General features: G+C 75.1%; 22 protein-coding genes. 7 read left to right on the top strand and 15 right to left on the bottom strand.

Annotated features, from left to right (window positions below; genetic code table 11):
* The first annotated feature begins 35 nt into the window (after positions 1-35).
* Positions 36-821: a spermidine synthase gene (locus SM577_RS28835; RefSeq protein ID WP_474588460.1), complete on the top strand. Its 786-nt coding sequence runs from the start codon at positions 36-38 to the stop codon at positions 819-821.
* A gap of 69 nt (positions 822-890) precedes the next feature.
* On the opposite strand, the gene SM577_RS28830 is transcribed toward SM577_RS28835, so the two are convergent.
* Positions 891-2,192 (bottom strand): NAD(P)/FAD-dependent oxidoreductase, encoded by a 1,302-nt coding sequence (locus SM577_RS28830; protein WP_302921850.1) that lies wholly within the window; start codon positions 2,190-2,192, stop codon positions 891-893.
* A gap of 40 nt (positions 2,193-2,232) precedes the next feature.
* Positions 2,233-4,383: an amylo-alpha-1,6-glucosidase gene (locus SM577_RS28825; protein ID WP_474588459.1), complete on the bottom strand. Its 2,151-nt coding sequence runs from the start codon at positions 4,381-4,383 to the stop codon at positions 2,233-2,235.
* A gap of 119 nt (positions 4,384-4,502) precedes the next feature.
* On the opposite strand from SM577_RS28825, the gene SM577_RS28820 reads away from it, so the two are divergent.
* Together SM577_RS28820 and SM577_RS28815 are read left to right on the top strand one after the other, a co-directional pair.
* On the top strand, positions 4,503-5,948 hold the full coding sequence (locus SM577_RS28820) for a M20/M25/M40 family metallo-hydrolase (protein ID WP_302921852.1): 1,446 nt from the start codon (positions 4,503-4,505) through the stop codon (positions 5,946-5,948).
* A 111-nt stretch (positions 5,949-6,059) separates the two neighbouring features.
* The gene (locus tag SM577_RS28815) at positions 6,060-6,221 is read left to right on the top strand and encodes a hypothetical protein (protein ID WP_302921853.1); all 162 of its coding nucleotides are present in this window, start codon (positions 6,060-6,062) and stop codon (positions 6,219-6,221) included.
* A gap of 47 nt (positions 6,222-6,268) precedes the next feature.
* On the opposite strand, the gene SM577_RS28810 is transcribed toward SM577_RS28815, so the two are convergent.
* The 9 genes from SM577_RS28810 to SM577_RS28770 form a co-directional block, all read right to left on the bottom strand.
* Entirely contained in the window at positions 6,269-6,796 is a 528-nt protein-coding gene (locus SM577_RS28810; RefSeq protein ID WP_302921854.1) for a GNAT family N-acetyltransferase, read from the bottom strand.
* A gap of 104 nt (positions 6,797-6,900) precedes the next feature.
* Positions 6,901-7,266, bottom strand: coding sequence for a nuclear transport factor 2 family protein (locus SM577_RS28805; RefSeq protein ID WP_302921855.1), 366 nt, complete (start codon positions 7,264-7,266; stop codon positions 6,901-6,903).
* Between the two features lie 161 nt (positions 7,267-7,427).
* Entirely contained in the window at positions 7,428-8,609 is a 1,182-nt protein-coding gene (locus SM577_RS28800) for a phosphotransferase family protein (RefSeq protein ID WP_474588458.1), read from the bottom strand.
* 146 nt (positions 8,610-8,755) lie between these two features.
* A complete protein-coding gene (locus tag SM577_RS28795) occupies positions 8,756-9,049 on the bottom strand; it encodes a DUF6510 family protein (RefSeq protein WP_088993634.1) in 294 nt (97 codons plus the stop codon).
* A 16-nt stretch (positions 9,050-9,065) separates the two neighbouring features.
* Positions 9,066-9,812 carry a ferredoxin reductase gene (locus tag SM577_RS28790; protein WP_474588457.1) on the bottom strand — a complete coding sequence of 249 codons (747 nt, stop codon included), beginning with the start codon at positions 9,810-9,812 and terminating at the stop codon, positions 9,066-9,068.
* The gene (locus tag SM577_RS28785; protein ID WP_302921857.1) at positions 9,809-10,399 is read right to left on the bottom strand and encodes a sulfite oxidase-like oxidoreductase; all 591 of its coding nucleotides are present in this window, start codon (positions 10,397-10,399) and stop codon (positions 9,809-9,811) included. The genes SM577_RS28790 and SM577_RS28785 overlap by 4 nt, the downstream gene beginning before the upstream one ends.
* An 80-nt stretch (positions 10,400-10,479) precedes the next feature.
* A complete protein-coding gene (locus tag SM577_RS28780) occupies positions 10,480-11,496 on the bottom strand; it encodes a TerC family protein (RefSeq protein WP_302921858.1) in 1,017 nt (338 codons plus the stop codon).
* Positions 11,497-11,681: 185 nt separating this feature from the next.
* On the bottom strand, positions 11,682-12,671 hold the full coding sequence (locus tag SM577_RS28775; RefSeq protein WP_474579893.1) for a glycosyltransferase family 9 protein: 990 nt from the start codon (positions 12,669-12,671) through the stop codon (positions 11,682-11,684).
* Entirely contained in the window at positions 12,664-13,836 is a 1,173-nt protein-coding gene (locus tag SM577_RS28770; protein ID WP_474588456.1) for a glycosyltransferase family 4 protein, read from the bottom strand. Before SM577_RS28770 ends, SM577_RS28775 begins: the two co-directional genes overlap by 8 nt.
* A gap of 148 nt (positions 13,837-13,984) precedes the next feature.
* Here SM577_RS28770 and SM577_RS28765 point away from each other — a divergent pair, with 148 nt between their 5' ends.
* A complete protein-coding gene (locus tag SM577_RS28765) occupies positions 13,985-15,151 on the top strand; it encodes a CaiB/BaiF CoA transferase family protein (RefSeq protein ID WP_302921861.1) in 1,167 nt (388 codons plus the stop codon).
* A 174-nt stretch (positions 15,152-15,325) separates the two neighbouring features.
* On the opposite strand, the gene SM577_RS28760 is transcribed toward SM577_RS28765, so the two are convergent.
* On the bottom strand, positions 15,326-15,736 hold the full coding sequence (locus SM577_RS28760) for a DUF2267 domain-containing protein (RefSeq protein WP_302921862.1): 411 nt from the start codon (positions 15,734-15,736) through the stop codon (positions 15,326-15,328).
* Positions 15,737-15,885: 149 nt separating this feature from the next.
* Here SM577_RS28760 and SM577_RS28755 point away from each other — a divergent pair, with 149 nt between their 5' ends.
* Complete coding sequence (locus tag SM577_RS28755; RefSeq protein WP_088993626.1) at positions 15,886-16,155, top strand: DUF2795 domain-containing protein; 270 nt, start codon at positions 15,886-15,888, stop codon at positions 16,153-16,155.
* 506 nt (positions 16,156-16,661) lie between these two features.
* On the opposite strand, the gene SM577_RS28750 is transcribed toward SM577_RS28755, so the two are convergent.
* Both SM577_RS28750 and SM577_RS28745 read right to left on the bottom strand, forming a co-directional pair.
* Complete coding sequence (locus SM577_RS28750) at positions 16,662-17,327, bottom strand: hypothetical protein (RefSeq protein WP_474579897.1); 666 nt, start codon at positions 17,325-17,327, stop codon at positions 16,662-16,664.
* 47 nt (positions 17,328-17,374) lie between these two features.
* Positions 17,375-18,346 (bottom strand): pirin family protein, encoded by a 972-nt coding sequence (locus SM577_RS28745; RefSeq protein WP_474588455.1) that lies wholly within the window; start codon positions 18,344-18,346, stop codon positions 17,375-17,377.
* A gap of 210 nt (positions 18,347-18,556) precedes the next feature.
* On the opposite strand from SM577_RS28745, the gene gdhA reads away from it, so the two are divergent.
* Both gdhA and SM577_RS28735 read left to right on the top strand, forming a co-directional pair.
* Positions 18,557-19,894 (top strand): NADP-specific glutamate dehydrogenase, encoded by a 1,338-nt coding sequence (gene gdhA / locus SM577_RS28740; RefSeq protein WP_474588454.1) that lies wholly within the window; start codon positions 18,557-18,559, stop codon positions 19,892-19,894.
* A gap of 121 nt (positions 19,895-20,015) precedes the next feature.
* On the top strand, positions 20,016-21,386 hold the full coding sequence (locus tag SM577_RS28735) for a hypothetical protein (protein WP_474588453.1): 1,371 nt from the start codon (positions 20,016-20,018) through the stop codon (positions 21,384-21,386).
* Between the two features lie 19 nt (positions 21,387-21,405).
* Here SM577_RS28735 and SM577_RS28730 read toward each other — a convergent pair whose 3' ends face one another.
* Positions 21,406-22,572, bottom strand: coding sequence for a CapA family protein (locus SM577_RS28730; protein ID WP_474588452.1), 1,167 nt, complete (start codon positions 22,570-22,572; stop codon positions 21,406-21,408).
* Positions 22,573-22,773: the final 201 nt, after the last annotated feature.

Genomic DNA, 22,773 nt, shown 5'->3' with positions numbered 1-22,773 from the left:
CACGCCGGGCGCGGGGGTCGGCTAGCGTGCCCGCCATGGACCGCGCCGCCGACCGGTTGGAGCTGGTCGACGACCCGGCCCGCCCCGGCGGGCGTACGCTGCTGGCCGCCGGCGTCGAGCAGTCGTACGTGGACGTCACCGACCCGCGCCACCTGCACTTCGAGTACGTGCGGCGGATGGCGGCGGTGGCGGACCTGGCGGCGCCGGCCGGCCGCCCGCTGGACGTGCTGCACCTCGGGGGCGGGGCGCTGACCCTCCCCCGCTACCTGGCCGCCACCCGGCCCGGCTCGGCGCAGCTGGTGGTCGAGCGCGATCCGGCGGTGGTCGAGCTGGTGGCCCGGGAGCTGCCGGCGCTCCCGCCGCAGGTGCGCACCGAGGTCGCCGACGCCCGGGACGCGCTGGCCGCCGCCCCGACCGGGCGGTACGACCTGGTGCTGGCGGACATCTACCGGGCGGCCCGGATGCCCGGGCACGTGACCACCGTCGAGTTCGCCGCCGAGGCGGCCCGGGTGCTGCGCCCCGAGGGCATCTACCTGGTCAACGTGACCGACCTGCCGCCGCTGGTCTTCGCCCGGGTCCAGGCGGCCACGCTGCGCGCCGCCTTCGCCGACGTGTGCCTGGTGGCCGACCGGCGGATGCTGTGCGGCCGGCGCTATGGCAACCTGGTGCTGGCCGCCGCCCGGCGACCCGGCCGGCTGCCGGTGGGCCGGCTGGCGGTGCTCGCGCTCCGGGACCGGGTGCCCGGCGGCGTGCTGCACGGCCCGGCGCTGGACGCGTTCGTGGCCGGCGCCCGCCCGGCCACCGACGCCGCCCTCCGCTGAGGCGCACAGCGCGCCCGCACGCCACCGACGCCGGCTTGCTCCGCCCTGCTGCCGTCGGGCGGCGAGGCCTCAGCGGGCCCGGACGGCCACCTCGGGCGAGGAGCTCTCCAGCGGCACCGCGTTGGCCGGGACCAGGCCGAGCTGCACCCCCGGCCGGGGCAGCGTCGCGTCGAGCACCCAGTCGGCGCCCACCCGCGCCCGATTGCCGGGCATGGCCAGCAGGTGGTAGCCGCGGGTGACCGCCTTCGCCGGCAGTCCGGCCAGGTTCAGCTTCAGCGGGTTCGCCGCCGCGTCCCGGCCGCCCAGGTCGACCACCCAGCCCAGGTCGTGGTGCCGGTACGGCCGGCGGCGCCCCTGTCCGTACGAGGCGGCGATGTTGTGCGCGGCCAGCTTGCCCTGCCGCTGGGCGTGCTGTGCGGTCATCGTGCAAATCTGCCCGGGGTGGGTCAGGTCGGGCACCGCGGCGGCGTCGCCGCAGGCGTACACCTCGGGGAAGCCGGGGACGGTGAGGTACTCGTCGACGACCAGCCGGCCCCGCTCGGTGCGCAGGCCCAGCTCGGCCACGAACGGGTCGGGGCGCACCCCGACGCACCAGACCAGCGTGCAGGTTGGCACGTAGTCGCCGTCGGTGAGCTTGACCCCGTCGGCGGTCGCCTCGGCGACCGAGGTGCCCATCCGCACGTCCACGCCCCGGCGCTCGAGCACCCGGTGGGCGGTGTCCGACATCCGCTTGTCCAGCTCGGGCAGCACCCGGGGGGCGATGTCGAGCAGCTGCCACCGGGGGCGGATCTTCAGCCGTGGTCGCTGGGCCATCAGCGCGTCGGTGAAGAGCTGGCCGTGTGCGGCCACCTCGGTGCCGGTGTAGCCGGCGCCGACCACCACGAAGGTGGACCGGGCCCGCTGCTCGGCCGGGTCCTCGGCCTGCTCGGCCAGTTCGATCTGACGGACCACGTGGTCGTGCAGGTAGAGCGCCTCGGGCAGGCCGCGGAAGCCGTGCGCGTACTCGGTCACCCCGGGGATGGGCAGCAGCTTGTTGACGCTGCCCACGGCGAGCACCAGCCGGTCGTACGCCAGCCGGTTGCGGTCCCCCTCCGGCTGGGTGAACCCGACCCAGCGGTTCTGCAGGTCGACGTGGTCGGCCTCGCCGATGACCACCCGCACCCCGTCCAGCGTGCCGGCCAGCGGCACGGCGATCCGGGTCGGCTCCACCACCCCGGCGGCCACCTCGGGCAGCAGCGGCAGGTAGAGGAAGTAGTCGGTGGAGTTCAGCACCACGATCTCGGCCTTGTTCCGGGCCAGCCGGCTCAAGGTCTTCGCCGCGTGGTAACCGGCGAACCCGGCCCCCACGATCACCACACGAGGTTTCGTCATTGCGGCCCCGTTCCCACCGACTGGAGGGACAAACGTGGCCTCAACCGGAAAGCCGGACGTACCCGGCGTCGCCCACCGCCTCCACGTCCCAGGAGTGGTCGAAGGCCCGGATCCGGTCCACCCTGATCCGGCCGATCTCGGCCGGGATGTGCGGATCGAGGGTCAGCCGCCCGTCCACCGGCTCGAGTCCGAGCATCGCTCGGACGAAGGCCAGCGGGGCGCCGGTGGCCCACGCCTGCGGGCTGCACGCCGTCGGGTACGGCACCGGGAAGATCAGCCGGTCCCGGGGGAAGCCGCTCATCGCCTCGGGCAGCCGGTGGCCGAACTGCTCGGCGGCCTCCAGCAGCGCCAGGCTGATCCGGTTCGCCTCGTCCCGGTAGCCGTAGCGGGCCAGGCCGAGCACGGCCAGCGAGTTGTCGTGCGGCCAGACGGTGCCCAGGTGGTAGCCGAGCGCGTTGTAGAGCCGCTCGCGGCGGGACATGGTCCGGATACCCCAGCCGGAGAACATGTCGTCCGACATCAACTGCCGCACCACCGCCGCCGCCCGCTCCGCCGGCACGATCCCGCTCCACAGCAGGTGGCCCAGGTTGGAGGTCATCGCGTCGACCCGGTTCTTGTCGCCGTCCAGGGCGACCGCGTAGTAACCGCCCCGCTCCTCGATCCAGTAGTCCCGGTTGAACCGGTCGAACAGCCCGGCCGCGTCCGCGCGCAGCCGCTGCGCCAGCGCGGGGTCGGCCAGCGGCCCGTCGGCCAGCTCGGCCAGCCGCAGCTTCGCGTCGTAGGTGTAGCCCTGCAGGTCGGAGGTGGCCAGCGGCAGCACCGGGATCCGGCCGTCGGCGAAGCAGACCCCGTCCGGCGAGTCCCGCCAGCACTGGTTGCCGAGCCCCTCCGGCGAGCGGGTGGCGTACTCGACGTAGCCGTCGCCGTCCCGGTCGCCGTAGTCGTCGATCCAGTGCAGCGCGGCGATCGCGTTGTCCCGCAGCAACCGGACGGTCTCGTCGTCGCGGCTCCACCGCCAGTACTCCGACAGCAGGATCAGCCACAGCTGGGTGGCGTCCGCGGTGCCGTAGTTGGGCGTGTACGGCTTCACCCCGGTCCGGGTCAGCTCGCCGCTGCGTACCTCGTGCAGGATCTTGCCGGGCTCCTCGTCGGTGAAGTCGTCGCAGCGCCGCCCCTGCAAGCGGGCCAGCGCGAGCAGCGCCCCCTTGGCCAGCATCGGCCCGGCCCCCAGCGTCTGGTACGCGGTGATCAGGGTGTCCCGGCCGAAGACGGTGAGGAACCAGGGCAGGCCCGCCCCGGGCAGCACGATCCGCTGCCCCTTGACCTCGAGTTCCAGCCGCAGCGCGGCGAGGTCGTCGCGCGACTTGCGCACGGTCTGCGTCAGAGCCTCGTTGTCGCTGGTCAGCAGCGCCCGGTTGGTGGTCCACCGGCGCACCGGATCCTCGGCGCGCTGGTGGACCACGTCGGCGATGTCGCCGCGGACCGGCTCCACCACCCCCATCCCCGGCGGCAGCGGCACGTGCAGGTCCACCTCCCACTCCTGGCGTGGGGACAGCTCGATCCGCCAGACCAGCTCGTCGCCGTCGATCCGGGCGACCGGCATCGAGCTGCGCACCCGGGTCTCGGCGGCGAACCCGTCCACCGCGTACGAGAAGCACAGCTCGGAGCGGTCCGGCTGGTGGTCGCGGACGATCTGCGCCGAGCGGTCCCGCACGCCCGACTTCACCTCGAACAGGTCGGCGAAGTCGGCGGTCACCGCCAGGCGCAGCTCGAACCGGACCGGCTCCGGCCGGAACGACACGATGGTCACCCGCTCGTGGAAGCCGTCGCCCACGTAGCGCAGCCGGCGCAGGCCCAGGCTGTTGAGGGGCAGACCGGGCAGGTCCGGATTGGTGAGCACGTACTGGGCCGAGTAGTGCTGGAGCGTCTGCGAGCGCAACGCCAGCAGCCGGCTCCCGTTGACCGACAGCACCCACCCGCAGACCAGCCGGGTGTCCAGGTGCACCAGGCCGCCGATGCTGCCCGGCGGCACGTCCCCGCACCGGTCGGCGTACATGAAGGTCGGGCCGCTGAGCACGGCGAGCGAGTCCGGGCCGAGTTCGGGCGGCAGGGCCCGCTGGTCACCGCCCTCCCAGGCGGTGGCGACCAGGCCGGGGGTCGGATCCGCGGGCGTGGCACGCACGGCAGCCATACGTCTCACCGTAGGAACGCCGATCACCGCCCGTCATCACCCGCTCCGGGTGAAAACCGGCAGCACATCCACGGCCGACGATATGGACAAACACCACCGTCGATGGCGAGGATGCGGTGATGGGATCTCATGACACCGCCGGCGACCGACCCACGAGGTCCACCCGGCGCACCTTCCTGTCCGCCTCCGCCGCCGCCACCGCCGCCACCGTCGCCGTTCCCCTGCTGGCCGAGCCGGCCGCCGCACACGACGCCCCGCCGGACGGGCCCGGCCGCCCGGTCCGGCCGCAGCCCCCCGACCGGGAGCTGCGTGACCTGCTGCGGCAGGTCGACCAGCGGCGGATCGAGGCGATCGTCCGCCGGCTGGCGGCGTTCGGCACCCGGCACACCCTCTCCAGCCAGGACGACCCGGAGCGCGGCATCGGCGCCGCCCGGGACTGGATCCACGACCGGATGCGCGAGTACGCCGCCGCCTCCGGCGGCCGGATGACCGTCGAACTCCAGTCGTACGTGCAGCAGCCGGCCGCCCGGATCCCGGTGCCCACGACGATCACCAACGTGGTGGCGACGCTGCGCGGGGAGACGTCGCCGAACCGGACGTACGTGATCACCGGGCACTACGACTCCCGGGCCAGCGACGTGATGGACGCGGTCAGCGACGCCCCGGGCGCCGACGACGACGCGTCCGGGGTCGCCGTGGTGATGGAACTGGCCCGGCTGATGGCCACCCGGCGCACCGCCGCGACCATCGTCTTCGCCGCCGTGGCCGGCGAGGAGCAGGGGCTGTACGGCTCGGCGTACCTGGCCGGGCAGCTCAAGGCGGCCGGCGCGGACGTGCAGGGCATGTTCAGCAACGACATCGTGGGCAGCAGCACCGCCGACGACGGCACCCGCGACCCGCGCAGCGTGCGGCTCTTCGCCGAGGGGGTGCCGACGGCGGAGACGCCCGCCGAGGCGGCCACCCGGCAGTCCGTCGGTGGCGAGAACGACTCGTCGTCGCGGCAACTGGCCCGGTTCGTCGCCGACACCGCCGAGAACTCGGCCACCGGCATGCGGGTCCGGGTGATCTACCGGCGGGACCGCTACCTGCGCGGCAGCGACCACATCTCGTTCCTGCGCGAGGGCTGGCCGGCGGGCCGGTTCACCGAGCCGAACGAGGACTTCGCCCACCAGCACCAGGACGTCCGGGTGGTCGACGGCAAGCAGTTCGGCGACCTGCCGGAGTTCTGCGACTTCGCGTACATCACCCGGGTGGCCCGGGTCAACGGCGCCGCGCTCTGGTCCCTGGCCCGCGCCCCCGGCACCCCGAAGGGCGCGGTCATCGTCACCAGCAACCTCACCAACGACACCACCCTGCGCTGGCAGCGCGGCACCGAGCCGGACCTGGCCGGCTACGAGGTGCTGTGGCGGGAGACCACCGCGGCGGAGTGGCAGCGGGTGATCCCGGTCGGCGACGTCACCGAGGTGACCATCGACCTGTCCAAGGACAACGTCTTCTTCGGCGTGCGGGCGGTGGGCCGCGACGGGCACCGCAGCCCGGTGGCGTTCCCCCGGCCGGGCAGCTGAGCTTCCCGCCGGGCGGCTGAGCGGTTCACCCGGATCGGGTGGGGTCCGCTCACCCGGGGACGGCGGAGCATGGTCGTCGGTCCGATCTGAGCGCACGACGGAGGCAACCTGATGAGCACGCCGATGTCCAACGACCAGCGGCAGCCGATCTACCTGCGGCAGAGCGGGCGCAAGCAGCTCACCCCGCGGCAGCGGCGGCGGGTGGAGCACAAGCAGGGGCGCATCGAGCGGCTGGGCATGCTGCGCACCGACGCGCGGCGACCCGGGCGCTGAGTCGCCGGCCGGTGCCGGCCGCCCCGCCACGGGCGGCCGGCACCGCGCTATCCGGCCGCCGGAGCGGTGATCGCCCAGCGCTCGTGGTCCCGCCAGGCCCCGTCGATGTAGAGGTACTCCGGCGAGTAGCCCTCCAACCGGAAGCCCAGCTTGCGGGCCACCCGGCGGGACGGCTCGTTGCCCGGTTGGATGTTCGCCTCCAGCCGGTGCAGGCCCAGCACGGTGAAGGCGTGCTCGATCACCAGGCCGATGCCGGCCGAGGCGTGCCCGGTGCCGCTGTACGGCAGGAACGCGGCGTAGCCGAGGTAGCCGCCGCGCAGCGCGCCGAGCAGGATGCCGCTGATGTTCACGTACCCGGCGATCGCCCCGCTGGCCCGGTCGCAGATCAGGTAGCCGGCGTGGTCCCGGCGGCGGATCTTCGCGAGGTACGCGGCGTACGCCGCCGGGTCGGCGGGCGCGGCGAGCCAGGGGTGGTGCAGCTCGCGGCTGCGCCGCGCGGCCGCGATGAACTCGGCCTCGTCGCCGGGGCGGGGTCGGCGGATGCCGGCCGGGCCGGCGGTGCGCAGATATCTCACGGCGGACAACTGTGGCCCCCGCCCCGGGCCGCGTCCAGCGGGTTACCCGGATCGGCGCCCGGGTGTGCCCGGCGTCACCGGCGCGACCGTCGCCGGCGCGCCGGTCAGGCTCGGCGCTCGACGGTGTAGTGGATGGTCTGGGCGACGATCCAGCCCTGCTCGATCACGAACGAGTCCGCCCCGTCGCGGACCCGGGCGCCGTCCGCCTCCGCCGTCCACTCCAGGAACGCCACCCGCCCCTCCACCAGCCGGTTGGTGTACGTGTACCGGCCGCCGGGCAGCTCCTCCTCCAGCAGCCGGGCCAGCTCGCGGACCCCGGCGTGGCCGCGGAACACGCCGCGGCGCTCCAGCACGACCACGTCCGGCGCGGCGTTGCGCTCCAGATCCTCGGCGAACCGGTGTTCGGCGGCCAGGCGCAGGTGGTCGTCGAAGACCTCCCGCGCCGACCGGGCGCGCAGTTCCGCCGTCACGACCGCTCCCTCCGCCGACCTGGCCCGCCGCCCCGATCGTCACCCACCCACCCCCACCCGCACCGCCCTTTCCCGCATCCCCGCCCCGACCGACCTCCCCGATCCGCCGCCCGAGATCGCACGTTCACCGTAGGAGTGGCCATTTGCCGCCGGGCAGCCACTCATTCAGTGAACGTGCGCGGGGGCGGCGAGGCGGCGAGGCGGTAGGCGGGGTAGTAGGGCTGGGCGGGGGGTAGGTGAGGCCAGCGGTGGCGCAGGTGCTCGGCGGTCACGGCGAGCCAGGCGGTGAGGGCCGGCAGGGTGCCGGTGGTCGCGTCGACGGCTACCCGGAGGGTGTCCAGCAGCTGGCCCCGGCGGGAGAAACCCATCGGGTGCGGCGGGTCGGCGGCCAGCAGCTTCGGCAGCCGGGCCAGCCGGACCACTGCCCAGGCGGCGGTCGCGGCGGCCATCCCGGCCGCCCAGGACGCGTCGTCGCGGTCGCCGGCGGCCGTCCGGTAGGCCCGCTCCACCCGGCGGCCCACCTCGACCGGCACCCGCGACCAGCACGGCGCGCCGTAGAACGGCAGCCGCAGGTGCGCCGCCTCGACGTACGGCGACTGGAACCGGGCGCCCTCGAAGTCCAGCAGCCGGACGCCGTCCGCGCCCAGCCGGCAGTTCTGCGGCGCGAGGTCGCCGGTGCCGAGCACCGGCGCCGGCTCGGGATTGGCCAGCCAGGTCGCCAGCCGCGCCGCGTCCCGGTGTGCCGGGCCCGCGGCGGGCAACGGTCCGTCCGGGCCGGCCAGCGCGGCCACCGCCGCCCACCAGCCGGCGAACGGCGTACCGGCCAGGACGCCGCGGTCGTGCTCGGCCGGGGCGCGGCGGCCGGCGGCGGCGAGCCGGCCCCGGAAGGCAGCCTCCCGGCCCCGGGTGGCCGCGTGCAGCCGGCCGGCGGCCTCGGCGAGCGCGACGAAGCCCTGGGTCGCCCGGTCCGGGTCGGTCCTGACCAGCAGGTCCTCCAGCCCGGGACCGGCGCCGAGGTCCTCCAGCACCAGCAGGCCGAGTCGGTCGTCGTGCGCGAGCAGCCGCGGGCCCACCCCGCACCCGATGTCGGCCAGGAACTCCAGGGCCACCCGCTCCCGCACCGGGTCGCCCGGCCGGTCCGGGCCAGGGCGCCGGGCCTTCACCACCACCGACCGCACCGGCCATCCGGGCGGTCCGTGCACAGGCACCCGCGACAACCAGGGGTACGCCGCCCGGTCGGCCGACCAACCGGCCGCCGCCGGGGTGGCCGCGCCGACCCGCACCGGTCCCCCGGCGACCCGGGCGAGCAGGTTGGCGAGCAGAGAGGTGGGCGGGTCCGGCACCCGGTCGAACCTACCGGCCGCACCGGCTTCGCGCGGTGCCGATTACCCATGGCGAACCCGGCGGTGCCGAGCCGCCTGAGCGCGCCGGACAGGCCGGGCGCGCTGGGCGCGGCTTGGCGCGCCGGCGGGCCCGGCGGGACGGCCGGTCAGAGTGGGCCGGGGTGCGGCTGGTCGAGCGGCATCGGCACCTGGAGGTAGGTGCTGCCGCGCAGGTCCAGCCAGGCCCGGTCGGGCGAGCGGACCAGGCGCAGCATCACCCCGGAGCAGTTCGGGCAGCGCCCGACCAGACCGGGGGCGTGCGAGTAGACCCGCAGCCCGGCCATCGGGCCGAGCATGCCGCAGTTCTCGCAGCGGCCGCTGGCGGTGCTCAGGTCGACGGCGAACAGCTCGCGCAGCGGGCCGTCGAGCATGTTGCCGTCCAGGTAGGACATGTCGGTCATGGTGCCTCCTCGACGCTCAGCCGGTGGGGCCGAACCGTTCGGTCTTCACCCGCCGGCTCTGGTGCCCCAGCCCGACCAGCAGGTCCGCCACCGTCTCCACGAACCCGGTGGGGCCGCAGACGTAGCAGAGTGGTTCCAGGTCCGGCGGCCAGCCGTGGCTGTTCACGTCGGCCAGCCCGATCCGGTGCGGCTCACCCCGCCATCCTGGCGGCGCCTGCCGCGTGTAGACGTACGCCACGTCGAGGCCGAAGTCGTCGCGGGCCCGGCGGCGCAACTCGTCGGCGTAGATCACGTCGTCCGGGGTGCGCACCGAGTAGAGCAGCCGGAACGGCGCCCGGTTGCCGGCCGCCCGGCGGGCCCGGATCATCGCCATCAGCGGCACCACGCCCGACCCGCCGCCGACCAGCAGCACCGGGGCGGTCTCCTCCGGCCGCCAGACGAACCAGCCGCCGACCGGGCCGCGCACCTCGACCGGGTCACCCTCGGCGTACGTGTCGATCAGGTACGGCGACACCTCGCCGTCCGGCACCCGCTGGACGGTCACCTCGATCCGTGGGCCACCGGGGCCGTCCACCACCGGCCCGGCCACCGAGTACGACCGCGCCGCCTGGTAGCCGTCCTCGGCGGTGAGCCGGAGGTCGACGTGCTGCCCGGGCACGTGCCCCGGCCAGTCCGGCACCTCCAGCACCAGGGTATGCGCGCTCGGCGTCTCGACCCGGCGCTCCACGAGCCGGGCCACCCGCCACCGCAGCGGCGCTGTCAATCGCCCTGGTACCGCTGCTCACGCCACGGATCCCCGTAGTCGTGGTAGCCGGCGGTCTCCCAGAATCCGGGCTCGTCGGTGGGGGTCAGCCGGATGCCGCGCACCCACTTGGCCGACTTCCAGAAGTACAGGTGCGGCACCAGCAGCCGGGCCGGCCCGCCGTGTTCGGCGGGCAGCGGGGCGCCCTCGAAGGTGTGCGCCACCCAGGCCCGCCCGCCGCGCAGGTCGTCCAGCGGCAGGTTGGTGGTGTAGCCGCCGTACGAGTGGGCCTGTACGTAGTGCGCGCCGGTGTCGACGCCGTCGAGCAGGGTGTCCAGCGAGACGCCCTGCCAGGTGGTGTCCCGCTTGGACCAGCGGGTCACGCAGTGGATGTCCACCGTCGGTGTCTCCTGCGGCAGCGCCATCAGCTCGTCCCAGCTCCACCGGTACTCGGCGCCGGTCTCGGTGGTGATGACGAACTCCCAGGTGTCCAGCGGCACCTTCGGGGTCGGGCCGGCGGAGAGCACCGGGAAGTCCTGGGTCAGGTACTGCCCCGGCGGCAGGGCCGGCTCCGCGGAGCGGGGCCGGCCCTGGAAGCCTGGTGACACGATTCCCACCCGTCAGTCGTACCACCCCGGTCGGGCCGCCGGGGGCGGTCGGGCGGAGCCGACCGGGCCGGGTGACCCGCTCAGCGCCGCTCGGCGACGACCTCCCGCTCCCCGGCCACGGTGCGGGTGGCGCGCAGGCTGGTGATGGTGACCACCACCAGCACCGCGATGATCACGCCGAGCGAGGCCAGGGTGGGGATCTCCGGCACGCCCTTCCAGATGCCGTGCGCCCAGTGCAGGGCGAGCTTGACGCCGATGAAGGCCAGGATGACGGCCAGGCCGTAGGTGAGGTGGACCAGCCGGCTCAGCGCGGCGTGCAGCACGAAGTAGAGCGCCCGCAGGCCGAGCAGGGCGAACGCGTTGGTGGCGAAGACCAGGTACGGGTCCTCGGTGATGCCGTAGACGGCCGGCACCGAGTCGACGGCGAAGACCACGTCGGTGGCGAGCACCGCGACCACCACGAGGGCGAGCGGGGTCAGCGTCCGCCGGCCGTGCTCCCGGATGGTCATCCGGGTGCCGTGGTAGTCGTCGGTCACCGGCATGAACCGGCGCAGCAGCCGCACCGAGCGCATCTTGTTGATGTCCACCTCCTGCTGGTGGCCGGAGACGGCGTCGCGCAGCAGCTTGATCGCGGTGACGATCAGGATCGCGGCGAAGAGCAGGAAGGCGAAGTCGAGGGTCTGCAGGGCGGCGGCGCCGAGCGCGATGAAGATCGCCCGGAGCACCAGCGCGCCGGCGATGCCGTAGAGCAGGACCCGCTGGGCGAGGACCGCGGGCACCGCGAACGCGGCCAGCAGCAGCATGAAGACGAAGAGGTTGTCGACCGAGAGCGACTTCTCCACCAGGTAACCGGTGAGGTAGTCGATGCCCTGCTGGGAGCCGTAGCGGCCCCAGACCCAGACGCCGAAGGCGAGCGGGAGGGCGATGTAGAAGGCCGACCAGCCCAGTGCCTCGCGCAGCGACACCTCGTGCGGGCGGCGGGTGACGAGGAAGTCCAGCACCAGCAGCGCGAGCACGCCGACGATCGTGACGCCCCACAGCGTCGGGGTGCCGACCGACTGGATCTCAGCCGCAGCAAGGTATGACGAACCGGACATGGAGCCTCCTCGAACACCGTGACATGTTCGAGGTCTCCTTCACCCACCTTTCGTGGGCAACCACCCGAGGCGCGCTCCGGGGCCCGCCGTACTGACCGGAATGGTTCGTGGGAAGTACTCCCCTCGTGGCGACAAGGTTAGGCCAGGCTGATTCCGCGCGCCAAGCGGCACCCCGGTGGGCGGGATCAGCGGGCGGTGATCGCGGCCAGGACCCGGTCGACGGCCAGGTCGGCCATGCAGGCCGGGCCGGCCGGGTCCAGCGGGCAGCGCGCCGCCCACCAGCAGGGCTGTTCGGTGATCGCGGTGGGCCGACGGTGCTCGCACCCGGGCAGTCCCTGCAGGTCGATCCCGCCGATGCCGTACCGCCGGGCGTCGGTGGGGCCGAAGAGGGCGACCGTGGCCGCGCCCGCGGCGGCGGCGAGCCGCACCGGCCCGGTGTCCGGGCCGACCACCACGCCGCCCCGGCGGGCGACGGCGGCGAACTGCCCGGCCAGGGTGGGCAGGTCGGCGCGGGGCAGCGGAACGCCGAGCGGGTCCTCGGCGGGCACCGGCCCGACGGTCAGCACCGGGTGCCCGCGCCGGGCCAGCTCGTCGGACAGCCGCCGCCAGTGCGGGTCCGGCCAGCGCTTCACCGCCATGCCCGCGTCGGTGACCAGCACCACCGGCGGCGCGGGCGGGTCACCGACCAGCCGGTCGACGACCCGCTCCCCGGCCGCGCGGGCGGCGCCGGGGACGTGCACCCGGGGCCGGGCGGCCCGGTCCGCCGCGTCCAGCAGCCCCTCGGCGTGCAGGATCTCCAGGTAGCGCTCGCCGACCGGCTGGTCCGGCGGGGGTTGGCGCCACAGGTTGGTCACCGCACGGGTCGCCGCCGCCGACAGCAGCTCCGGGATGCCGTCGTAACGGGTGGTGCTGATTGCCAGGTCGGGGCGGCGCTCGGCGAGCGCCGCGACCACCGCCTCCCGCTCCGCTCCCGGCCGGCCGTGCCGCGGCGTACACACCTCGGTGACCGCCGGGTCGGCGCGCACCAGGTCCGCCCCCGGCTCGTGGGTGAGCAGCCGGATCCGGGCGCCCGGGTGGCGGCGGGCCAGCCCGTGCACCGCCGGCAGCAACATCACCAGGTCGCCGATCCCGCCGAGCAGGTCGACCACCAGGATGTCCGGCCCCCGGTCAGGCACCGGCGCCCGCCAGGGTCCGCCGGTAGAGGTCGCGGTGCGCGGCGGCCACCCGCGGCCAGGAGTACGCGGCGGCGAAGGCCCGGCCGCGCTCGGCGAGCCGCCGGCGCAGCACCGGGTCGGCGAGCAGCTTGCCGACCGTACGGGCGACGGCGGCGGCGTCCCGGCGCTCCCGGATGACCGCCACGGCGCCGCTGCGCGCGAGTTCGCCGTCGCCGGATTCGGGCAGGGTCACCGCGGTCGGCAGGCCGTGGGCGAGCGCGGCCAGCAGCGCCCCGCTCTTCGTGCTCACGCCGGCGGTGAACGGCAGCACCGCCACGTCGGCGGCGTGCAGGGCGGCGGAGACCCGCTCGGCGGGCAGGTGGCCGGTGAAGGTGACCGCGTCGGCGACGCCGTGCCTCCCGGCGAGGGCGGTCAGTTCCGCCCGGAACGCGCGCGCCTCGGGCTCGGGCAGTGCCTGGGCGGTGAACCCGCCCACCACCAGCAGTCGCAGGTCGGGGTGGTCGCGGCGGAGCGCGGGCAACGCCTCGATCAGGTAGCGCACGCCCTTGACCGGGTGCACGAAGCCGAAGAACACCAGCACCGGCGTACCCTCGGGCAGGCCCAGCTCCGCGCGCAGCCGGTGCCCGGCGGTGGGTGCGCCCACCTGGTCGGCGACGTTCGGGGCGAGCGGGATCTGCGCGGCGTCGCGCCCGGTGCGGGCCCGCAGCACCGCGGCGTGACCGGGGTTGGTGACGATCACCGCGGCGCTGGCCGGCACCAGCCGGCCCGACTCCCGGTCCCAGCGGCGGGTCCGCTCCACCGCCGACCAGAGGCGGGCGGGCAGCCAGCCGGGCCAGGCCCACGAGCCGTACTCGTGCAGGGTGGTGACCAGCGGAACGGTCCGGGGCAGCCGCAGTGGCAGCAGCCCGGGTTGCCCGGAGAAGCGGTACGCCGCCGGCGCGAACTGCACGTGCACCAGGTCCGGGGCCAGCCGGCGGACCGCGCGGGCGGCCCGGGTGGTGGCGCTCGCCCAGCCGTCGCCGTCCGGCCGCACCGGCACGCCGGTGGCCTCGACCCCGACGTCGGGCAGCGCGGCCAGCAGGTGCCGCACGTAGTCGCTCACCCCGTCGTGTTCCGGTGACCCCGGGCCGTGCAGCATGGCCACCCTGATCCGGTCGTCGACCACGCCGCCTCCCCGCCTGCGCCGGAGCCCGCCCGGGCGGCAGCCGGCTGCCCGGCCCCGCACGCCTTCTGCCCGCACCGGGGCCCGCCCGGACCGGAGGCGGATTCCCGGCCCCTTACGGCGCAAACCCGCCAGCGCCTATCGTGGCCCGATGACCGAGGACGTCCCGGCCGGCCCGCTCGCCGGCGTACGGGTGGTGGAGCTGGCCGGTATCGGGCCGGGCCCGTTCGCCGCGATGATGCTGGCCGACCTGGGTGCCGACGTGGTCCGGGTGGACCGGGTCGCCGAGGTGGACCCGGCCGCCTTCGGCACCCCGCACCCGGACCTGCTCAACCGGGGTCGCCGCTCGATCGCCGTCGACCTGAAGTCCGCCGGCGGCCGGGAGGTGGTGCTCGCCCTGGTGGCCGGCGCGGACGCGCTGATCGAGGGCTTCCGGCCGGGGGTGACCGAGCGGCTGGGCATCGGTCCGGCGCACTGCCTGGCGGCGAACCCCCGGCTGGTCTACGGGCGGATGACCGGCTGGGGGCAGGACGGGCCGGTCGCCCCGTACGCCGGGCACGACATCGACTACCTGGCGCTGACCGGGGCGCTGCACGGCATCGGCCGGGCCGGCGAGCGCCCGGTGCCGCCGATGAACCTGCTCGGCGACTTCGGCGGCGGCGGGATGATGCTCGCCCTCGGCCTGGTCGCCGCCCTGTACGCGGTCCGCGGCGGCGCCACCGGCCAGGTCGTCGACGCGGCCATCGTGGACGGCGTGGCGGTGCTCAGCACCCAGATCCACGCGCTGCGGCGGCTCGGCATGTGGCAGGACCCGCGCGGGGTGAACCTGCTCGACGGCGGGGCGCCCTTCTACGACACCTACGAGTGCGCCGACGGTAAGTACCTGGCGGTCGGCGCGCTGGAGCCGAAGTTCTACGACGAACTGGTGCGCCGCACCGGTTTCCCGCTGCACCCGGACGAGGCGCTGGACCGTACCGACCCGGCGAACTGGCCGGCGCTGCGGGCGGCCTGGGCGCGGCTGTTCCGCACCCGCAGCCGGGACGAGTGGACCGCGCTGCTCGGCGCCTCGGACGCCTGCGTGGCCCCGGTGCTGGACTGGCGGGAGGCGCCCGAGCACCCGCACCTGGCCGCGCGGCGCACCTTCGTGGAGCGGGACGGGGTGACCCAGCCGGCGCCGGCGCCCCGGTTCTCCGGCACCCCGACGGCGCTGCGCCGGCCGCCGCCGCAGCCCGGCGAGCACACCGACGAGGTGCTGGTCGAGGCGGGCTTCGACGCGCTCCGGATCGCCGACCTGCGGGCGACCGGCGCGATCGCCTGAGCGCCACCTCGGTTCACCGCACCCGACACCAGGCGGGTGCGGCCCGGCCGTAGCGCCCGGCCGAGGTCGCGCCCTGCGTTCGGGTGCGCCTGTTGTCACTGGAACGACAACAGACGCACCCGGTCCCGTCGCAGGCGACCAGCGGCGGTGCGACCGGGCCGGCGGGCCGGCCGGTCAGGAGCGGCGCAGTGTCGCGCCGGGGGCCATCGCCGGCTCGACCAGGTCGCGGTAGTCGCGCGGCAGTTGGGCCGCCACGTCGTCGAACTCGCCACCGCTGATCGCCTCGCGGAGGGTGACGAAGACCGCCCGCGCGCCGTCCCGGGCGGCCGCCTCGTCGACGCCGGCGCGCAGCGCGACCCGGGCGACGAACTCGGCGCCGCCGAACCGGTCCGCCGACTCGGTACGGGGGCTCGGCTTGAGCACCAGCTGGAGCGGCTTGGGCAGCTGCACGGCCAGGTCCAGCACCTCGCCACCGGTCAGCCGCTCGGCGAGCGTCTCCAGGGTGGCCCGGGTCAGCGCGACGGCCCGCTCGGACGGGGTGCGGGTGCGCTGGGCGACCTGGTCGATGAAGGTGTCGTAGTTCATCGCGTGCTCCCTCGGCTCGGTGCGTGCGCGTACCCGCGACCCGGGTCGGGAAACGGCGCCGGATTTCCGGCGGGGACGGCGCGTGCCGCCCGGCTGGGCGGGTAACCGCCGCCGGTCGTGACCGGATCGATGCCCGAGGAGCCGACACCATGGCGAGTTACGCCGACGTGCTGCAGTACCTGTCGAGCCTGGACTATCCGGCCGGCAAGGACGACGTGGTCCGCGAGGCGGAACGGGAGGGCGCCCCGCCGGAGGTGCTCAAGGCCCTGCGCGCCCTGCCGCCGGTGGACTACGCCAACGGCAACGAGGTGGCCCGCTCCGCGGCCATCGACGCCGCCCCCGAGGTGAGCGCGTCCCAGCGGGCGGCGCAGGCCCGGGAGCCGCACACCCGGGTCTCGCAGCACCTGCGCGGCATCTGACCTCCGCCGCCACCCGCACCCGGGCCGAGCCCGGTCGCGTCACCGCGCGACCGGCAGCGGTCCGGGCTTCCGTCGGCGCGCCGCCCGGCGCTCACCGCCGTCGTCGGCTCGGCCCCGCGTGGCAATCTCCCGCGCCACGGTTCCGCGTTCGGGCACGGCCGGCGGGCGGGCGGAGGCGACGGGCAGCGGCCGGCGGCCGACGGAGGCAGCGGGCAGCGGGCGGAGGCGCGGATCCGGTCAGTGCGCCGCTTCCGAGGTGCGCTGCGGACCCTACGGCAGGCGGCGGTGGGGTGACGGGCCGGACAGGCGGGCGCCCCGTGTCGCGAACCGCGACCGGGGCGCCCAACAAACACCTGACCTGGGCGAACGCGCCCGAACCGGATCGCGGCCGCCAGGCGGTGACGTACGCCCGAACCGGGCGGGCATCACTGCCGCGATCATCATACGATAGGGATCATCCGTACGGTCAGAAAATCCGGAACTGTGGGCCAGTCCACTCCACCGGATCAGCCGGTCACCTCGGCGTACCGGTGTTCCAGGTCGACCCGGGCCAGCGCCCCGACCAGCCAGGCGAGCCGTTCCGACTCGCCGCTGCCGGCCAGCCCGGCCAGGTCGTCGGCGGAGCGCCCGAGCCCGAGCTTGCGGGCCGCGACGAGGGCCCGCCGGTCGGCCACCGGCGCCACCTCCCGCCACAGCGCCTGCGCCTCGCGCAGGAACAGGTCGACCACCTGGTCGTCCACCCCGGGCAGGTCGGTGAGCAGCTTCCGCTCGCGGGCCGGGTCGTGGTGGGCCACCGCGCGCAGCCGGCGCAGGTCGCCCCGGTAGCGGTCCACCACCGTCTGGGCGAGGTCGCCGAGGACGGTGGCCAGCGCGTCCACGTCGCCCCGCTGGCCGGCCTCGCGCAGCACCCGCAGCCGGTCGGCGTGCAGCGAGCGGGCCAGCCGGGCCGCGCTGTCCCACCCGTTCTCGGGCAGCGCGCGGGCACTGTCCACGGCCCGCCGGAAGTCGCCCCGGCGGGCCAGCAGGACGGAGAGACAGAGCAGTTGGAACAGGTTCGACGGGTTGTTGATGACCCGGAAGCCGTACTGCTCGGCGAACCCGCGCCCGCTGCCGGCGAGCCGGCGTACCAGGCGCTTCTTGTCCTCGATGCTGGAGATGGCACTGGTCGGCATGCCCGCGACTACCCGCGTCGCCGCCGGCCACGCCTGCCCGAGCGGGGTCAGCCGCGCACGCCGCCGCTGCGGTCGCGGGCCTTGAGCCGGGTGGTGGGCAGCGCGGGGGCGGGCAGCGGCGGGGCCGGGTCGTCGGCGACGACGCCGAACCGGCGCCCGGCCATCCAGTCCTCCCGGGCGGCGGCGACCTCCTCGTGCGAGCGCCCCACGAAGTTCCACCACATCACCAGCGGCTCCTCGAACGGGGTCCCGCCGAGCAGCAGCAGCTGGCTGCCGGGTTCGCCGCGCACGGTCAGCCGGTCCCGGCCGGTGCCGAGGTAGAGCAACGCGCCCGGGGCGAGCGACACCCCGTCCACCTCGGCGGAGCCCGACATGGCCAGCAGGCCGTACTCGAAGTCCGGGCGCGACTCCAGCGCGGCCGGCGCCGGACCGCGCAGCTCCAGCTGCGCGCCGAGCAGCGGGGTGTGCGCCACCGCCGGGGAGCGTTCCCCACCCAGCTCGCCGACCAGCAGGGTGACGTCCAGCTCGCCGGCGGCCCAGCGGGGCAGCTCGCCGTGGTGGGCGAAGTCGGGGTCGCCGGCCCGCGCCGGGTCGGGCAGCGCCACCCAGAGCTGCACGCCGTGCATCAGCGGCGGGTGCGCCGCCGGCGAGCGCTCGGAGTGCGCGATGCCGCGCCCGGAGGTCATCACGTTCAGCTGGCCGGGCCGGATCGGCTGGACGCTGCCCAGGCTGTCGCGGTGCAGGATCTCGCCGTCCAGCAGCCAGGTGACCGTCTGCAACCCGGTGTGCGGGTGCGGCGGCACCTCCATGCCGGGCCGCTCGGCGACGTCGTCCGGGCCGAAGTGGTCGACGAAGCACCACGCGCCGACCATCCGCCGCTGCCGCTGCGGCAGCAGGCGACGCACAGTGGTGTAGCGACCCAGCGGGACGTCGTGGCCGGGCAGCAGCACGCTGCCGGGATCGACGGTGGCCACGCCCGGCGGTCGGGTCTGCGCCGGCATCGATTCGGTACGCTCCACCGCCCCGACTGTACGCTCACCACCCAGGGCGCGGGCCCGGACCTCGGCGGCGCGGCCGGCCGGCGCGACCACTCCGGGCCTCGACGTGAACGCTCCCGTCCCGGCCGGTGAACCGGGCGGCGGTGACCGTCCGTATTCCGGGACGGTTGGCGGGTACGCCGACGCGGGTGGTAGCAACGGGGCTGCCAGGAAGCGAAGGGACGTGTCGGTATGCCGGAGACCGTCGAGTCGGTGTTCGCCAGGGTGGTCGCCCGCAACCCGGGGGAGCCGGAGTTCCACCAGGCGGTGCGGGAGGTGCTGGAGAGCATCGGCCCGGCGCTGGCCCGCCACCCCGAGTACGCCGAGGCGCGGATCGTCGAGCGGATCTGCGAGCCGGAGCGGCAGGTCATCTTCCGGGTGCCGTGGGAGGACGACCAGGGCCGGGTGCGGGTCAACCGGGGCTTCCGGGTGGAGTTCAACAGCGCGCTCGGCCCGTTCAAGGGCGGCCTGCGCTTCCACCCGTCGGTCTACCTCGGGATCGTGAAGTTCCTCGGCTTCGAGCAGATCTTCAAGAACGCGCTGACCGGGCTGCCGATCGGCGGCGGCAAGGGCGGCGCGGACTTCGACCCGAAGGGCCGCTCGGACCGCGAGGTGATGCGGTTCTGCCAGAGCTTCATGACCGAGCTGTACCGGCACATCGGCCCGCAGACCGACGTGCCGGCCGGGGACATCGGGGTGGGCTACCGGGAGATCGGCTACCTGTTCGGCCAGTACCGGCGGATCACCAACCGGTACGACTCCGGCGTGCTGACCGGCAAGGGCCTGGCCTACGGCGGCGCCCAGGCGCGCCGGGAGGCGACCGGCTACGGGGCGGTCTTCTTCGCCGAGGAGATGCTCCGGCAGGCCGGCGACGGCCTGGAGGGCAAGCGGGTGGTGGTGTCCGGCTCCGGCAACGTGGCGATCTACGCGATCGAGAAGGTGCACCAGCTCGGGGGCCGGGTGGTGGCCTGCTCGGACTCCACCGGCTACGTGCTGGACGAGAAGGGCATCGACCTGGACCTGCTGCGGGAGCTGAAGGAGGAGCGCCGCGCCCGGCTGGACGACTACGTGCGGCACGTGCCGCACGCGGTGGCGGTCTCCGGCCGTACGGTCTGGGAGGTGCCCTGCGAGCTGGCGCTGCCCTGCGCCACGCAGAACGAGATCGGCGGCGCGGAGGCCGCCGCGCTGGTGGCCGGCGGCTGCGTCGCGGTGGTGGAGGGCGCGAACATGCCCACCACCCCGGAGGCGGTGCGGATCCTGGGCCGGGCCGGCGTCCGGTTCGCGCCCGGCAAGGCGGCCAACGCCGGCGGGGTGGCGGTGAGCGCGCTGGAGATGCAGCAGAACGCCAGCCGGGACTCGTGGACGTTCGCCCACACCGAGCAGCGGCTGCGGGAGATCATGCGGGACATCCACGACCGCTGCTGGGCCACGGCCGAGGAGTACGGGCTGCCCGGCGACTACGTGGCCGGCGCGAACATCGACGGGTTCCGCCGGGTGGCCGAGGCGATGCTGGCGCAGGGCCTGATCTGACCGTCCGCTCGGTCAGCCATTGACGGCGGTTGACGGCGGCCCTAGGTTCAGGGGCACTACCGGCCGGTAGGCACCCGTCCCGCCGCCGACCACGGGCGGCACCGTCCGAGGTGGAGCACCGATGCCGTCCTCATCCGCCCGTACCACCCGGCGTCTGCTGGCCGCCGGCGTCGCCCTGATCCTCGCGGCCGGGCTGGCCGGCGCCGCCCCGGCCGCCGCCGCCCCGGACCGCCACTCCGACGGCTCCCAGCCGCTGCCCGGCTACACGATCAGCAACCCGCCCCTGGATCCGCTGGTGGTGGACGGCCGGCCGACCACGGTACGGCAGGGCGTGCACCGGCACGCCGGCTACATCGTCGAGGTGCCGGCGCGGTGGAACGGCGATCTGGTGCTCTGGGCGCACGGCTACCGCGGCCAGGAGAAGGTGCTCTCCCCCGAGCCGCCCGGCTTCGGGCTGCGGCAACGGCTGGTCGAGCAGGGGTACGCCTGGGCGTCCTCCTCCTACTACAGCAACGGCTTCGACATCCGCTCCGGGGTGCTCAGCACCAGGGACCTGGCCACCCACTTCGGCCGGCTGGTCGAGCGGCCGCACCGGACCTACCTGGCCGGGGTGTCGATGGGCGGCTACATCATCGCCCGCTCGCTGGAGCAGTACCCGGGCTTCTACGCCGGGGCGCTGCCGATGTGCGGGGTGCTCGGTGACCAGACGCTGCTCGACTTCTTCCTCGACTACAACCTGGTCGCCCAGGCCCTCGCCGGGGTGCCCGCGTACCCGACCCCGGCCGACTACCTGACCAACGCGGTGCCGCGGATCCAGCAGGCGCTGGGCCTGGCCGGGCTCACCCCGACCGGCCCGGACACCACCAACGACCTCGGCAAGCAACTGCGTGCCATCACCGTGAACCGCTCCGGCGGCCCGCGGCCCGGCGCCGAGGCGTCCTTCGCGGTCTGGAAGGACTTCCTCTTCGCAATCAGCACCACCAGCGGCGGCGACTCCCCCGCCGAGCGGCCCGGGCAGCTCGCCACCAACCTGTTCACCCGGTACGCCCCGAACTCCCCGGTCGACGTGAACGCGACCGTGCGGCGCGTCGCCCCGGAGAACCTGCGCCAGCGGCTCTCCCCGACCCTCACCGAGGTGCCCCGGATCGCCGGCCGGCCCACCGCGCCGGTGGTCAGCCTGCACGACCTCGGCGACCTGTTCGTGCCCTTCTCCATGGAGCAGGCGTACGCCCGGGACGTCGCCAAGCACGGCCGGAGCAGGCTGGTGGTGCAGCGGGCCATCCGGGCCGCGCAGCACTGCGAGTTCACCCCGGCCGAGGCCGGCGCCGCCTGGGACGACCTGGTCTCCTGGGTACGCCACGGCAAGCGGCCGGCCGGCGACACGGTGACCGACCCGGCGGTGGTCGCCGCGCCGGACTACGGCTGCCGGTTCAGCGACCGGGCCGCGTACGCCGCCGGCGTCGGCACCCGCCGCCTCTACCCGGCCTGCTGAGGCAGCCGGGCGCGGGGCGTCAGTGCGGCGTGCGCAGCCCCGCCTCCAGGGCGCCCCGCAGGCCCAGGTAGCCGACGATCCGCTGGTGGATCCGGGCGTAGTGGGCGCGCTGCCCGGCCGACAGCCGCGGATCCGTCATGGCCGCGGCCAGGTCGACCACCCGGGCCGCCGGCCGGTACTCCATCCAGGTCGGCAGCACCGTCACGTCGGTCACCTCCCACCGCCCGCTCGCCGTGCGGCGGAAGGTGAACTCCGGCACCACGGCGTCCTGCGTGTTCTCCGGCGAGCCGTCGCCGAACCGGGTGGTCAGGTTGCCCATGCCGTAGGCGACCCACTTCGCGCCGATCTTCTCGAAGGGCTGCACCACGTGGGCGTGGTGGCCGACGATCAGGTCGATCTCGTCCGAGTCCAGCAGCACCCGGGCGAGGTCGAGCTGGTCGCCGTTCGGCTCGTTCTGGTACTCCGTCCCCCAGTGCATGGACAGGATGACGATCTCGGCGCCGGCCGCCCGGGCCCGCCGGGCCTCGGCGAGGATGGCGTCCTGGTCGATCCGGTTCGCCGCCCACGGTCGGCCCGCCGGCAGCTCGATGCCGTTGAAGCTCAGGGTGTACGACAGCTGCCCGACCTTGACCCCGGCCACGTCCAGCACGTTCGGCCGGGCGGCCTCCGCGGCGCTGCGGGCCGTGCCGGTGTGCCGGAGCCCGACCCGGTCCAGGTTGTCCAGCGTACGGGCGATGCCCGCCACCCCCGTGTCCAGCGAGTGGTTCGAGGCGGTGGAGCAGGTGTCGAAGCCGGCCCAGGCGGCCGCGTCGGCCAGTTGCGGCGGCACGCTGAGCTCCGGCCAGCCGGTGAACGGCCCCCCGGGTTCGGCCAACGGTGTCTCCAGGTGGCAGATGGCGAGGTCGGCGGCGCTGACCCGGGGGCGGATCGCCGCGAGCACCCGGGTGAAGTCGTGTCCGTCCCGGCCGTTGCGCCGCGCGTCGAGTGCCGCCTGCTCGGTGAGCGGCGGGTGGACCAGCAGGTCACCGGCGGCCACCACGGTCAACTCGGTACGCGGCGTCGGCGCCGCGCTCGGCTTCGCCGGCCCGCTGGTGGGTGCCGCCGGCGGATCGAGCTGCCGCTCCGGCGCCCCACAGCCGGCGACGAGCAGTACGACCAGCAGGACCATCCCGACCTTCGACTTCATGGCCGACATACTGCTGGTCCGGCCCCGGCCCGGGTGGGCAAACGCCGAAGGCTCCCTCCCCGGAGTGGGGAGGGAGCCTTCGACAGTCCTTCATGTTCGGTTGTCAGTTGTTCCAGTGCTCGGTGACGAGGTCGGCGGCCTGCTGTTCCCACTGGGCGTAGTGGTCGGGGTAGGCCGACACCTGCACCGTCTGGGCGGCGA

It is taken from the genome of Micromonospora desertarenae, from assembly GCF_056150265.1.
Note: the sequence above shows the minus strand (reverse complement) of the source record. Positions and strands in the feature narration are given on the sequence as shown.